This window comes from Micromonospora sp. DH14 (genome assembly GCF_029809455.1).
Taxonomy (GTDB): Bacteria; Actinomycetota; Actinomycetes; order Mycobacteriales; family Micromonosporaceae; genus Micromonospora; species Micromonospora parva.
The window spans coordinates 120,964-133,627 of sequence record NZ_JARVKT010000011.1; the positions used below are offsets into that span (position 1 = coordinate 120,964).

Below are 12,664 nucleotides of genomic sequence, written 5' to 3' on the forward strand. Positions count from 1 at the left end.
CTCTCAGCCGCCCGCGAACGGGGGCAGGACATCGATCGTGGCCCCGGCCGGTAGGGGTGCCTGACGATCATGACAGGTGACGCCGTTCACGAGGAAACTCGCCACCCGCAGCACCCCGGCGAGACGGTCGCCGTGGCGCTGGGACAGCTCGGCCGTGAGGTCGTCGAGTGATCGCCCACCGGGGACGGCCTCCTCGGCGCGGCCGGCGGCGGCGCGGGCGCCAGCGAAGTAGCGGACGGTCAGCGGTGCCCCCGGCATGCTCAGCCCCCGATCGCGGACATCGGTCGGGTCGGTTGGAGGAAGGTCGGGTCGTCGATGCCGTGCCCGGCGCGCTTGCCCCACATCGCGGTACGCCAGCGTCGGGCCAGCTCGTCGTCGTCCGCGCCACCCCGCAGCGCGGCGCGCAGATCCGACTCCTCGGTGGCGAAGAGGCAGGCGCGGACCTGACCGTCGGCGGTCAGCCGGGTGCGGTCGCAGTCCCCGCAGAAGGGGCGGGTGACGCTGGCGATCACACCGACCCGGGCGGGACCTCCGTCGACCAGCCAGGTCTCCGCCGGTGCCGCACCGCGCTCGGCCGGGTCGGGGCTGAGATCGAAGGCGGTACGCAGGGACGCCAGGATCTCCTCGGCGGTGACCATGGTGTCGCGGGCCCAACCGTGCTGGGCGTCCAGCGGCATCTGCTCGATGATCCGCAGCTGGTAGTCGTGATCGAGGGCGAAGCGGAGCAGCGCCGGCGCCTCGTCCTCGTTCACACCTCGCATCAGCACTGAGTTGATCTTTACGGGGCTGAGGCCGGCTGCCGCCGCCCCGGCCAGCCCGGCCAGCACCGCGTCGAGGCGGGGACGGCGGGTGAGCGTGGTGAACCGGTCCGGGTCCAGGGTGTCCAGTGAGACGTTCACCCGGTCCAGGCCGGCCGCGCGCAACGCCGGGGCCAGCCGGTCGAGGCCGATGCCGTTGGTGGTCAACGAGACCCGGGGGCGGGGCCGGAGAGCGGCGACGGCCGTCACGATGTCGACCAGCCCGGGTCGGATCAGCGGCTCACCGCCGGTGAACCGCACCTCCGTCACGCCGAGCAGCTCGACCGCCACCCGGACCAGCCGGACGATCTCCTCGTCGGTCAGCAGCTCGGGGCCGGCCAGCCAGGGCAGCCCTTCCGCCGGCATGCAGTAGGTGCAGCGCAGGTTGCACTTGTCGGTGAGGGACACGCGCAGGTCCCGGGCGACACGGCCGTACCGGTCGACGAGGACGCCGTCGGACCCCGGGGCGGCGCTCACCTGTCGACCGTAGCGCGCTCGGCCCGGCCCAGGACGGCACGGGCGGTCTGGACGACCGTATCTCGGTAACTGGCGCCGAAGAGCGCGGTGTGCACGAGCAGCAGATGCAGCTGATGCAGCGGCACCCGGTCCCGCCAGCCGTCAGACAGCGGCCAACTCTCCTGGTAGGCGGCCAGCACCCGACCCAGGTGGGGGATGCCGCCGAAGAGGGCGAGCTGGGCGAGATCCGTTTCCCGGTGCCCACCGTGCGCCGCCGGGTCGACCAGCCAGGCCCGGTCGTCGGCCCCCCACAGCACGTTGCCCGGCCACAGGTCGCCGTGGATGCGTGCGGGCGGCTCGTCGCCGCCGAGCCCGTCGAGGCGACCGATCACCTGCTCGACCAGATCCGCATCGGCCCCGCTGAGCGCACCGCCGTCGACCGAGCGCCGCAGGTAGGGGGCGAGGCGCCGCTCGGCGAACCATGTCGACCAGCGCCCCTCGGTCGGGGTGTTGTCCTGCACGAGCGCGCCGATGAAACCGGGCCAGGTCGCACCGAAGGTGGTCGCGCCCGCCCGGTGCAACCCGGCCAACTCCCGGCCGAAGCGCTCCGCGGCCTCCGGCGTCGGCTCGCCGGGCTCCACCCAGTCGAGCGCCAGCAGCTCCGGCAACACCACGATCACCTCGGGTACGGCGACCGCGCCCGCCTCCCGCAGCCAGCGCAGGCCGGCGGCCTCGGCGGCGAAGAACCCCTCGGGCGCCGGTCGGTCGGCGCCCTCCGGCCAGGACTTGGCGAAGACGGAGTGGCCGTCGTCGAGGGTGAGCCGGGCGGCGGCGCAGATGTTTCCACCGGCGACCGGCGTCTCCCGGAGCCGCTGATGGGTCCGGAAGGTCGGGAGGTGCGCCGGATGCGCGCGCAGGTACGCCAGGTCCATCAGCGCACGGTAACCGCTCCTTACGACAGCCAGGTGTCGCCCGACGACATCGGCGCTCTTTCCGCACCCGTCGGTCCGGCATGAGCAGGGAAAACACGCTGCGTAACTGTGGATAAGCCGCGTGTCGTCCACAGGGGTGGCCGGGCTCGGTGCCCCCGCCGCAGGCTTCCGGCATGACCTCGACCGAACGCCCTCAGCTCGCCGTCCGCTCACCCGCCGACCTGATCGCCGCCGTGCCGTACCTGCTCGGTTTCCACCCCGCCGACAGCGTGGTCGCGGTGGCGCTGCGCGGCCGGCAGATCATCTTCGCCGCACGCGCCGACCTGCCCGAGCCGTCCACGGATCCCCTCGACCGGGCCCGACACCTGGCCGGGGTGATCCACCGGCAGGGCGCGGAGGCTGCCACAGTCGTGGGTTACGGCCCGCCCGACCGGGTCACCCCGAGCGTGGATGCCGTACGCGCCGCGCTGACCGCTGTCGGCTTGGAGGTGCTCGACGCGCTGCGGGTGACCGACGGCCGATGGTGGTCCTACCTCTGCACCGAGGCCGAGTGCTGCCCGCCCGAGGGCCGCCGCTACGACCCGACCGTCAGCCGGGTGACCGCCTCGGCGGTCTTCGCCGGCCAGGTCGCACTCCCCGACCGGGCCGCCCTGGTCGCGCAGGTGGCACCGGTGGACGGCCCGGCCCGGGACGCGGCCCGCGCGGCCACGGCCCGCGCCGAGCGGAGACTGGCCGAGCTGGTCGAGCAGGCACCCGAGAGCGACCTGCTCGGCGCCCGGTCGCTGCGCACCGCCGGGGTGGCGGCGATCCGCGAGGCTCAGCGCCGCCAGCGGCGTGGTGAGCGGCTCGACGACGACGAGGTGGCCTGGCTGACGGTGCTGATGACGCACCTGCCGGTCCGCGATCACGCGTGGGAACGCACCGACGGCCGGGACCGGGACATCGCCCTCTGGACCGACGTGCTGCGCCGCGCCGAGCCGGAGGTGGTCGCCGCTCCGGGTGCGCTGCTGGCGTTCGCCGCGTGGCGCGCGGGCCAGGGTGCGCTGGCGGCGGTCGCGCTCGAACGCACGCTCGGTCTGCACCCCGACTACTCCCTGGCCCTGCTGCTGGACGACCTGCTCCGGCGCGGCGTTCCCCCGGCCGAGCTGGACGGCTGGCCGTCGGTCGGGATGCCCGGGGTCATCCGCCCTCGCAAACGGAGTCGACGTGGCCGCCGCTGACCGGCCCGATCACGCGCGCGGTAATACCGCGGGTGCTACCAGAATTGGTAGGCTGGCGGACATGACCGTCAAGCGCTCCGTGAGCCTCCCCGACGACGTCGCGGAGTGGCTGGATCGGCAGCCCAACGTCTCGGCCGCCATCACCGCGGCGGTACGGGCCCAGATGGAGGTCATGCACCTCGACGAGGTGCTGCGGCGTGCCGGCATCGAGGTGACCGAGGCGGGCCGGGCGCGGTGGCGGGAGCGGCTGGCGACGCCCATTCCGGCGGACGCTCTCGCCGAAGGACGCCGGATGTTGGGCCGCGCGGGATGAGCGATCAGATCGCTGCCGTCTTCGACGCGTCGGCGTTGACGGCCTACCTCGAGGGCAACCCATCGGTGGGGGAGCTGATGCTGGAGGTCGCCGACGAGGGTCGGCAGGTGGCCGTACCGGCGACGTGCCTGGCTGTCGCCTTCGCGAACGCGGCCGACGAGATCGATGCGGCGCTGCTGGCCCTGATGATGACCGCCCCGATGATCCGCCTGCTGCCTCTAGACGCCGAGGCGGTGCGAGACACCGGCACGTTGGCCCGCGCCGGGGACGGTGACATCTCGCTCGGCCATGCCGCCCGTGCGGCACTCACCCACGAGGCGCACTACGCGACGGCGCGACCCGAGGCGGCGGCGAAGGTGCTCCCCACCAACTGGAGCATCCTCCCGCTGGCCTGACGAGCGACAAGGCTGCGACCGGCCGGCGTGCGCCCTCCGTCGAAGGATGTACGCGTTGCTCCTGTCCACGGCCGACGCGGCCGGCTCACCACCGCCGGAGAATGATCTCGTGGCCGTTAACCGTGTCGGTACGACATGACCCCCCAGTTGCTGCTGTCGCTGGCCGGGCTGGCGTTGATCGACAGCACCAGCATCGGCACCCTCTTCATCCCGGTCTGGTTGCTGCTCGCACCCGGGACGATCAACGCGCGGCGGATCCTCGTCTACCTCGGCACCATCGCCGTCTTCTACTTCGCCGTGGGGTTGCTGCTCGCCCTGGGTGGCAGCCAGTTGGCCGACGTCCTCGGCGGGGCGATGGACAACCGGCCGGTGCTCTGGGCGCAGCTCGTTCTCGGGGTCGGGCTGTTCGCGCTCAGCTTCCGGTACGACGGCAAACGACGCCCACGCGGCGGCGGTGTGCTGCGATGGCGGGACCGCGTCACCGCTGGCGACTCCTCGGTGCGCTGGCTGGTGGGGCTGGCGCTCCTCGCCGCGCTCGCGGAGGTGGCGACGATGCTGCCGTACCTCGGCGCGGTCGGCCTGCTGACCACCTCCGGGGTCGGTGCGGCGGAGATGGTGGGTCTGCTCGCTGCCTACTGCGTGGTCATGGTGTTGCCGGCGGTGCTGCTGCTCGGAGCGCGAATGGCGTGGCCGAGGCTGGTCGAGCCGGTGCTGGGCCGGCTCAACGCCTGGATCGCGCGCCACTCCGGCGGCATGCTCGGCTGGATCCTCGGCATCGCGGGCTTTCTGCTGGCCCGCGACGCCGTGATCCGGCTGGACCTGCTCGACCAGCTGGTGATCAGACTGTGACCCGTTCGGGACGGGCGTAGACGTTCATCGTGTTGCCGCGCAGGAAGCCGACAAGCGTCATCCCCGCCTCCTCGGCCAACTCGGCGGCGAGGGTGCTCGGGGCGGACACCGCGGCCAGCAGCGGCAGCCCGGCCATCCACGCCTTCTGGGTCAGCTCGAAGCTGGCCCGCCCGGAGACCAGCAGCAGGTGCCCGGCGAGCGGCAGCCGGCGCTCTCGCACGGCCCAGCCGATCACCTTGTCCACGGCGTTGTGCCGGCCCACGTCCTCCCGCAGCACCACCAGTTCGCCGTCGGGGGTGAACAAGCCGGCCGCGTGCAGCCCGCCGGTCCGGTCGAAGCCGCGCTGGGCGGCGCGCAACCGGTCGGGCAGGTCGGCGAGCAGGGAGGCCGGCACACTGAGCGGGTCCGCCGAGACCGGGAAGAGCGACCGGGTGCGTACCGCGTCGATGCTGGCCTTGCCGCAGACCCCGCAGGAGCTGGTGGTGTAGAAGTTCCGGGACGGGTCGGTGGTGGGTTCCGGCACGCCGGGGGCGAGCACCACGTCCACCACGTTGTACGTGTTCGGTGTCTCCGCGCCGGCGCAGAGCTGCGCGGTCAGCACGTCGTCGGTCGACCGGATCAGCCCCTCCGTCAGCAGGAACCCGATGGCCAGGTCCAGGTCGTCGCCGGGGGTGCGCATGGTGACGGCGAGCGGCCGGCGTCGGCCGGGGCCGGCCGCGCCGACCCGGATCTCCAGCGGCTCTTCCACGGCGAGGGTGTCCGGCCGGCGGACCGACCCGCGCCCGGCGCTCGCCGCGTCCAGGTCGATCCGGAGTACGCCCCTGCGATCAGTTGCCCGTCCCATCCCGCCATCCTCCCCCCACCCCGCGCGTTGATCATGAAGTTGTCCGCGCGTGTCGTCGGCGTGTCGAGCGACAACTCCATGATCAACGGGGCGAGGGGTTGGGCTGACGTGTTCGAGTGGCGGCACGGTTACCGTGGGCGGGTGGGGACGTACGCCGCAGTGGTGCTCGCGGGTGGGGCCGCCCGACGGATGGGCGGGGTCGACAAGCCCGCGCTTCCGGTCGGTGGCCGGCCGATGCGTGACCGGGTGCTGGCCGCCGTCGCCGACGCGACGCCACGGGTGCTGGTCGGCGCGGCCCAGGGCGTGCCGGCGGGTGTGCGGGTCGTCCGGGAGGACCCGCCCGGCGGCGGCCCGGTCGTCGCGGCGGCGGCCGGCCTGGCCCTGCTGGATCCCGACACCGCCCTTGTCGCGCTGCTCGCCGGCGATCTGCCGCTGCTCACCCGGGCCGCGATCGGTGACCTGTTGGACCACTTCGACCGGGAGTCCGCAAGCACCGAACCGGCGGGAGAGCGCTCCGCGTCGGCACCGCCGGCCGGCGGCGGCGAGCGGGGACCGGACGGGGTGTGCTTCGTGGACGGGGACGGGCGGCGGCAGTCGCTCTGTGGTGTCTGGCGGGTCGCGGCGCTGCGGGCGGCGTTGGACCGGCTGGCCGTCGAGCGGGGCGGGAGCCTGTCCGGGGCGCCGGTGCGGGCGTTGCTGGCCGGTCTCGTCGTACGGGAGGTGGGCTGGTCCGGCGAGGGCCCGCCGCCGTGGTTCGACTGCGACACTGACGAGGACGTACGCCGGGCGGAGGAGTGGGCGCGATGACGGTGATGGACGACTGGGTCACGGCGGTGTGCGCCGAGCTGGATCTGGACCCGGCCGCGGTGCCGGTGCCGGCGGTGCTCGATCTGGCCCGGGACGTCGCCCACCAGGTGCTGCGTCCCGGAGCGCCGGTGACCGCGTACCTCTTGGGTGTGGCGGTTGGCCGGGGTGCGGAGCCGGCGGACGCCGCGGCCCGGCTCAGCGCGTTGGCCGGCGCCTGGCCGGTCGAGTTGGGTGCCGACCCCGCGGACCCGACGGCCCGCTGACCGCCGCTGTCCGATCCCGGTCCGGGCTGATTCGACCTACCGGCGGCGTGGGTAGGGTGATCGTGACGGACGGAGGCGATCATGACGGCTGACCACCCCTCGGCCCCGCACGGTGAGCTGCCCGGCGCTTCGACCGAGCCGGCGGAATCGATCCTGCTCGACGAGCCCAGCACCACCGACCTGCGGGCGAAGGTGACCGAGGCGTGGCGGGAGTTCGCCCGCGCGCTCGCCGTGCGGCTGCGGGAACTTCCCGTCGGCGCGCACCTCGACGTGACCCTCGATCCCACCGCCTCCGGCACCGGGGACGCCGTCTACTCGATAAGCGTCGACGTGGACGCGGACCGGGTGTTGTCCGCCCGCGCAGTCGGCAACGCCACCCTGCCTGCGGGGTACCGACTGGACCGGGGCGCGGTGGCGGACATGGTCGCGCTCGGTTGGTCGCCGCCCGGGGTGGTCGCCGGCTCCGGCGGTTCCTTCGGGTTGAACGCCACGACGGGCGAGTCGACGCAGGTGGCCACGCTGCTCTCCCGCACGCTGCGGGACGTCTACGGTGCCCCGCACCCGGCCTTCCTCGTCTACCTGGTGCACGACGCCGAGGGCGAACCGCTGACGGTGGACCCGCTGGGGACCGCGCGTAGCGAGTTCGGCCCGGACGCCGATGTCGAGGCGGACCTGGAGGAGGCGTTGGCCGAGGCCGCTGCCGCTCAGGTCGAGCGGGACGACGTGCTCGACCTGGCCGACCGGGTCCGTACCGTGGTCTCCACGATGTTGAAGTCGGACACCGACCGGTTGCAGATCGACTCGGACGGCGACATCAACATCCGGGCCGGCTCGGCGATGGTCTTCGTGCGGGTGCGGGACAACCCGCCCCTGGTGGACGTGTTCTCCCCGGTGCTCACCGAGGTGGAGCCGACCGAGCGGCTCTACGTGAAGCTCTCCGAGCTGACGAACCGGATGCCGATCGGCCGCCTCTACTGCGCCGACGACACGGTCTGGGCGTCCATCCCGGTGTTCGGCCGCAACTTCCAGGCCACCCATCTGATGCTTGCGGTGCAGGTGATGACCGGTCTCGCCGACGAGTTGGACGACCGTCTGCACGGCGAGTTCGGCGGCAAGCGGTTCTTCGGTGAGGGTGACAAGCCGATCCGGCGCGACGAGTCGGAGCACCGCACCGGCATGTACCTCTGAACCCGGTCAGTGCACGTCCAGCAGGGTCTTGCCGACTGTCGCGCGCGCCTCGATGGCGGCGTGCGCGTCCGCCGCGCGTTCCAGCGGGAAGCGCTGGCCGATGAGCGGCCGTAGCTGGCCGGCCGCCGCGCCCGCCAGCACCTGATCGGTGTACGCGCGCATCCGCGCGGGCGGCACGTCCGGCCGGACCAGCGTGACGTGCCGCGCCGCGGCGTCCTCCGCCGACACCGGGGACCACCCGCCGCTGGCCAGCCCGAAGCTGACCATCCGGCCACCCGGGTCCAGCAGCTCGAACGCCGTCCGGGCGATGGGGCCGCCGACGCCGTCGAACACCACGTCGACTCCGCCCACCGCGTCCCGGACCTGGTCGGCCCAGCCCGGCAGGCGGTAGTCGACCGTCAGGTCGGCACCGAGGCCGGGCAGCAGGTCCACCTTGCGCGCGCCGCCGGCCGCACCGATCACCTGTGCGCCGGCGCGCGCCGCGAGCTGCACGAGCAGGCTGCCCACGCCGCCCGCAGCCGCCTCCACCAGCACCCGGTCGCCGGGGCGAACGCCGGCCGCCTCGACCAGCAGGGTGGCGGTCCGTCCGTCGGCCAGTAGGGCCACCGCGTCGTCCAGTGCCAGCCCGGCCGGCACCTCGAAGGGTGCGGACGCGTCCACCACCGCCCGTTCGGCGTACCCACCGGAGCCGCCGGTGGCGCTGACGACCCGGCGCCCGGTCAGCGCCGGGTCGACGTCCGACCCGACCGTGGTGATCACCCCGCCGACGCCGTTGCCGGGGATCAGCGGTGGGGTGACCCGGAACGGGCCGGGGCGACCGGAGCGTAGCTGCGTCTCGACGAAGGTGATGTTCACGTGCGCGACGTCGATCAGCACCTGCCCGGGGCCGGGCACCGGGTCGGGCGCCGGGCCGGGCACCAGCACCTCGGGTCCGCCGAACTCCCGTAACCAGATCGCCCGCATGCGTTTCCCCCTCGGCCGCCGGCGGGCGTCGTGCCACGCCACGACCATCGCAGCAGTTGAACCGGGCTTCAGGTCAAGAGGTGCCGGCGGACGGCCCGACGCCGGGCGATTCGACCAGCCGGGAGAGGACGATGGTGCTGCGGGTGGAGGTCACGAAGGACTCGGCCCGCAGTCGTTCCAGCGCCGCCTCCAGGTGGGCGATGTCGGCGGCGCGGAGGTGCACGAGCGCGTCCGCCTCCCCGGAGACGGTGTACGCGCCGACCACCTCGGGGTGTCGGCGGGCGGCCACACCGATCTGCGCCGGGGTGGTCCGGCCGGCGCAGAACAGCTCGACGAAGGCTTCCGTCGTCCAGCCGACGGCGGCCGGATCAACGACGGCCGTGAATCCCCTGATCACGCCGGTGGCGCGTAGTCGGTCGACGCGACGCTTGACCGCTGGGGCGGAGAGTGACACCCGAGCGCCGATGTCGGCGTACGACGCGCGGGCGTCCGCGACAAGTAACGCAATGATCCGCTGGTCTACCGCGTCTATCTGCAACGTTCCGCCTCTGGGAAGCAACACTTGTGGCTGTTTTCAAAGTTCCACGGTACCTACTCTTGGTGACCGTGAACCAGCAGCGTTTCCCGCGAAAGCGGACATATCTCATGTGCTCGCCGGACTACTTCGCGGTCGAGTACGCGATCAACCCGTGGATGGACGTGACCACCCCGGTCGACCGGGACCTGGCCGTCAAGCAGTGGGACCGGCTGCGCGAGACGCTTGTCGGCCTCGGCCACGAGGTGCACCTGCTCACCCCCGAGCAGGGCCTGCCCGACATGGTCTACGCCGCCAACGGCGGCTTCGTGGTGGACGGCAGCGTCTACGGCGCCCGGTTCAAGCACGAGCAGCGGGCCGCCGAGGCCGCCGCCCACCACGCCTTCTACGAGGCGCAGGGCTGGCGTTTCATCGCACCCAGCGAGACCAACGAGGGCGAGGGCGACTTCGCGTACGTGCCGGAGGCGCACGGCGGGCTCATCCTGGCCGGGCACGGCTTCCGCACCGAGATCCCCGCGCACGCCGAGGCGCAGGAGGCGTTGGGTCGTCCGGTGGTGTCGCTGCGCCTGATCGACCCGCGCTTCTACCACCTGGACGTGGCGCTCGCGGCCATCGACGACGAGAACATCGTCTACTTCCCGGGCGCGTTCTCCGCGGCCAGCCAGCGGGTGCTCACCCAACTCTTCCCGGACGCGGTGATCGCCGACGACGAGGACGCGATGGCCTTCGGGCTCAACCTGGTCAGCGACGGCGCGAACGTGGTCCTCAACAGCGAGGCCACCCGTCTGGCCGGCAAACTCAAGGCGGCCGGGTACACCCCGGTCCCCGTCGAGCTGGCCGAGCTGAAGAAGGGCGGCGGCAGCGTGAAGTGCTGCATCGCCGAGCTGCGGCACTGACCCACGAACGTCTCGGGGCCGGTCTCCCACTGGGAGACCGGCCCCGAACCGTGCTTGCGCGGGCGATCAGCCCAGCGTGGCCAGCTCGTTGATCAGCACGTTCGACATGACCTGGCCGTCGCGCTGCACCTCACGCAGGTACCACTTCTGCTGCGGGGTACGCGGCTGGTTGAACTGCCAGATGCCGCGCGGGCTGTCGATCTGGCCGATCTTGCCCAGGGCCAGGTTGACCTGCTGCGGCGTGGGCTTCCCGCCGGTCAGCTGGATGGCCTGGTCGAGCACCTGCGCCGCGTCGTACGACGCCATCGCGTACGTGGTGGGCGTGACCTGGTACTTCTTGCGGTACGCCGAGGCGAAGACCCGGTTCGACGTGTTGTTCAGGTCGGCCGAGTAGTTCAGCGCGGTCTGGATGCCCAGCGCGTTGTCCTTCAGGTTCTCCAGCACGGTGCCCTCGGTGAGGAAGCCCGGTGCGTAGATCGGCCCGGCGAACTTCTCGCGCAGCTGCTTGATGAACTCGACGGCGGCCGCCCCGGCGAAGAAGCAGAAGACCGCGGTGGGCTTCTTGGCCAGCGCCTTGGAGATGTCCGAGGCGTACGTCGTCTTGCCGGGGTTGCCGGTGGCGTTGGTGTAGGTCACCGGGTCGCTGATCCGCGGGTCGGTCGCGCCGAACTCCTGCTTGAAGCCGCGTACGACGTCCGGGCTGCCGACGTTCTCCGGCATGATGATCGCGACCCGGCCGTTGGCCGGCAGTTGGTCGCGCAGGTAGCGGCCGAGCGCCCGGCCGGCCTCGTCGAGCACGTACGAGGTCCGCCAGATGTAGAAGACGCTCTGCAGGCTGCTCGGTGAGGCGTTGGAGCCGATCAGCGGAACCCGGGCCTGCTCCACGGTGTCCCGGATGCCGACCATCACCGACGAGTTGACCACGCCGGTGAGCGCCAGCACGCCCTGCTTGAGCAGGCCCTCGACGGCGGCCTTGCCCGTCTTCGCGGTGTCGCCCTCGTCGGCGGTCAGCAGCTCGACGGGGTGGCCGCCCAGCCGCTGGTCGTGCAGGTCGAGGAAGAGCTGGAAGCCGTTGGTGATGTCGTCGCCGATGCTCTTGAAACCGCCGGCCTGCGGCGTGATCAACCCGATCTTGACCGGGCTGCGGTTGGCGGTCGGTTCGGCGTCACTGTCTGAGCCACACCCGGCGACGAACCCGGTGGTACCGAGCGCGGCCAACAGTTGGAGCGCCCGCCTGCGATTCATCTGCGACACCGAGTTCCTTCCAAGGAAGCGTTACAGGGCCGAACACCGCCCCTCCGGCGTTCTACCTGGTCCGCGACGCTGCGTCAATGGCTAGTGATCATCGTGCAGGGACCGCAACACAGCGAGGACCTGGGGCCAGGCGACGGACTCCGGGTCGATCAGCCCGAAATGCTCGCATCCAGGCAGTTCAACAAGGGAGATATCGGATCCTGCGGCACTGGCTTCCGCTACGAAATCCCGGCTCATCTCTGCCGGTACCTGATGATCGTCTGAACCGTGCACAACTACTGTGCGTGTTCGTATCGGTACCAACATCCGTGGATCCGCCGTCGCGTACCGGTCCGGGACCTGCTCCGGGCCGCCGCCGAGCAGCGCGGCGACCGCGCCCGAGTCCAGATCGCGCCGGTACGCCTCGCCCAGGTCGGCCACCGGGGCCAGGGCGAGCACCCCGCCCACCGTGGCCGGGGCGGTGGCCGTCACGTACAGCGCCAGGTGACCCCCGGCGGAGTGCCCGACCAGGATCGGCGGGGTCGGGCTCACCCGGCCGGGCAGCGCGTCGGCCGCCAGCACGGGCAGCTCGGCCACCCCGGTCAGAACGTCGGTCAGGGTGCCCGGCCAGCCGCCACCGGGCTGCCCCGTCCGGCGGTATTCCAGCTGCGCCACCGGGTAGCCCTGGGAGGCGAGGGCCGTGGCCAGCGGGCCGGTGTGCCGCCGGTCGTACTCGGCCCGCCAGAACCCCCCGTGCAGCACGACGACCAGCGGCCGGGCCGGGCCGGTCCCCGCCGGGAGGCGCAGATCGGCCACCTGATTCGGGTCGTCCCCGTACGCCACGGTCCGGTCGGGCTCCGGAGCAGGCCGGGTCAACACGGCGCGCGGGTCGGCAGGCATGGCGCGACGGTAGCGCGCCCCGCAGGGGTGGTTCAGCCCCGGGAGTCGGTCCCGGGGGGCATGGCTCGCGCCC

The 12,664-nt window shown here is 72.6% G+C and carries 16 protein-coding genes; 8 read left to right on the top strand and 8 right to left on the bottom strand.

Annotated elements, in window-relative coordinates:
• Nucleotides 1-3: 3 nt before the first annotated feature.
• Genes QCZ28_RS16760 through QCZ28_RS16770 form a run of 3 tightly spaced genes read right to left on the bottom strand, consistent with a single transcriptional unit; the run spans nt 4 to nt 2,185 of the window.
• Nucleotides 4-258: a MoaD/ThiS family protein gene (locus QCZ28_RS16760; RefSeq protein ID WP_279517518.1), complete on the bottom strand. Its 255-nt coding sequence runs from the start codon at nt 256-258 to the stop codon at nt 4-6.
• 2 nt (nt 259-260) lie between these two features.
• The gene (moaA, locus tag QCZ28_RS16765) at nt 261-1,274 is read right to left on the bottom strand and encodes a GTP 3',8-cyclase MoaA (protein WP_279517519.1); all 1,014 of its coding nucleotides are present in this window, start codon (nt 1,272-1,274) and stop codon (nt 261-263) included.
• On the bottom strand, nt 1,271-2,185 hold the full coding sequence (locus QCZ28_RS16770) for a fructosamine kinase family protein (protein WP_279517520.1): 915 nt from the start codon (nt 2,183-2,185) through the stop codon (nt 1,271-1,273). Before QCZ28_RS16770 ends, moaA begins: the two co-directional genes overlap by 4 nt.
• Nucleotides 2,186-2,358: 173 nt before the next feature.
• On the opposite strand from QCZ28_RS16770, the gene QCZ28_RS16775 reads away from it, so the two are divergent.
• The 4 genes from QCZ28_RS16775 to QCZ28_RS16790 all read left to right on the top strand — a co-directional run bounded on the left by QCZ28_RS16775 (nt 2,359) and on the right by QCZ28_RS16790 (nt 4,962).
• The gene (locus tag QCZ28_RS16775; protein WP_279517521.1) at nt 2,359-3,405 is read left to right on the top strand and encodes a DUF4192 domain-containing protein; all 1,047 of its coding nucleotides are present in this window, start codon (nt 2,359-2,361) and stop codon (nt 3,403-3,405) included.
• A gap of 61 nt (nt 3,406-3,466) precedes the next feature.
• Nucleotides 3,467-3,718, top strand: a complete 252-nt coding sequence (locus QCZ28_RS16780; RefSeq protein ID WP_030331749.1) for a hypothetical protein — start codon at nt 3,467-3,469, stop codon at nt 3,716-3,718.
• The gene (locus QCZ28_RS16785; RefSeq protein ID WP_279517522.1) at nt 3,715-4,113 is read left to right on the top strand and encodes a hypothetical protein; all 399 of its coding nucleotides are present in this window, start codon (nt 3,715-3,717) and stop codon (nt 4,111-4,113) included. The genes QCZ28_RS16780 and QCZ28_RS16785 overlap by 4 nt, the downstream gene beginning before the upstream one ends.
• A gap of 135 nt (nt 4,114-4,248) precedes the next feature.
• On the top strand, nt 4,249-4,962 hold the full coding sequence (locus QCZ28_RS16790) for a GAP family protein (protein WP_279517523.1): 714 nt from the start codon (nt 4,249-4,251) through the stop codon (nt 4,960-4,962).
• Here the strand turns inward: QCZ28_RS16790 and fdhD are convergent.
• Nucleotides 4,952-5,806 carry a formate dehydrogenase accessory sulfurtransferase FdhD gene (gene fdhD / locus QCZ28_RS16795; protein ID WP_279517524.1) on the bottom strand — a complete coding sequence of 285 codons (855 nt, stop codon included), beginning with the start codon at nt 5,804-5,806 and terminating at the stop codon, nt 4,952-4,954. The two genes, QCZ28_RS16790 and fdhD, sit on opposite strands and share 11 nt — an antisense overlap.
• A gap of 78 nt (nt 5,807-5,884) precedes the next feature.
• Here fdhD and QCZ28_RS16800 point away from each other — a divergent pair, with 78 nt between their 5' ends.
• The 3 genes from QCZ28_RS16800 to QCZ28_RS16810 all read left to right on the top strand — a co-directional run bounded on the left by QCZ28_RS16800 (nt 5,885) and on the right by QCZ28_RS16810 (nt 8,064).
• Nucleotides 5,885-6,613, top strand: coding sequence for an NTP transferase domain-containing protein (locus tag QCZ28_RS16800; protein WP_279517598.1), 729 nt, complete (start codon nt 5,885-5,887; stop codon nt 6,611-6,613).
• Nucleotides 6,610-6,876 (top strand): DUF6457 domain-containing protein, encoded by a 267-nt coding sequence (locus QCZ28_RS16805; protein ID WP_210862945.1) that lies wholly within the window; start codon nt 6,610-6,612, stop codon nt 6,874-6,876. The genes QCZ28_RS16800 and QCZ28_RS16805 overlap by 4 nt, the downstream gene beginning before the upstream one ends.
• Before the next feature lie 81 nt (nt 6,877-6,957).
• The gene (locus QCZ28_RS16810) at nt 6,958-8,064 is read left to right on the top strand and encodes a hypothetical protein (protein ID WP_279517525.1); all 1,107 of its coding nucleotides are present in this window, start codon (nt 6,958-6,960) and stop codon (nt 8,062-8,064) included.
• 6 nt (nt 8,065-8,070) lie between these two features.
• Here the strand turns inward: QCZ28_RS16810 and QCZ28_RS16815 are convergent, their stop codons facing one another.
• Both QCZ28_RS16815 and QCZ28_RS16820 read right to left on the bottom strand, forming a co-directional pair.
• Entirely contained in the window at nt 8,071-9,027 is a 957-nt protein-coding gene (locus tag QCZ28_RS16815; RefSeq protein WP_279517526.1) for a zinc-binding dehydrogenase, read from the bottom strand.
• Nucleotides 9,028-9,100: 73 nt separating this feature from the next.
• Complete coding sequence (locus QCZ28_RS16820; protein ID WP_030331732.1) at nt 9,101-9,565, bottom strand: Lrp/AsnC family transcriptional regulator; 465 nt, start codon at nt 9,563-9,565, stop codon at nt 9,101-9,103.
• A gap of 59 nt (nt 9,566-9,624) precedes the next feature.
• Here QCZ28_RS16820 and ddaH point away from each other — a divergent pair, with 59 nt between their 5' ends.
• The gene (gene ddaH / locus QCZ28_RS16825) at nt 9,625-10,458 is read left to right on the top strand and encodes a dimethylargininase (protein ID WP_342446904.1); all 834 of its coding nucleotides are present in this window, start codon (nt 9,625-9,627) and stop codon (nt 10,456-10,458) included.
• 66 nt (nt 10,459-10,524) lie between these two features.
• Here ddaH and QCZ28_RS16830 read toward each other — a convergent pair whose 3' ends face one another.
• Complete coding sequence (locus QCZ28_RS16830) at nt 10,525-11,712, bottom strand: ABC transporter substrate-binding protein (protein ID WP_279517527.1); 1,188 nt, start codon at nt 11,710-11,712, stop codon at nt 10,525-10,527.
• A gap of 81 nt (nt 11,713-11,793) precedes the next feature.
• Complete coding sequence (locus tag QCZ28_RS16835; protein ID WP_279517528.1) at nt 11,794-12,591, bottom strand: alpha/beta fold hydrolase; 798 nt, start codon at nt 12,589-12,591, stop codon at nt 11,794-11,796.
• Nucleotides 12,592-12,664 lie beyond the last annotated feature (73 nt).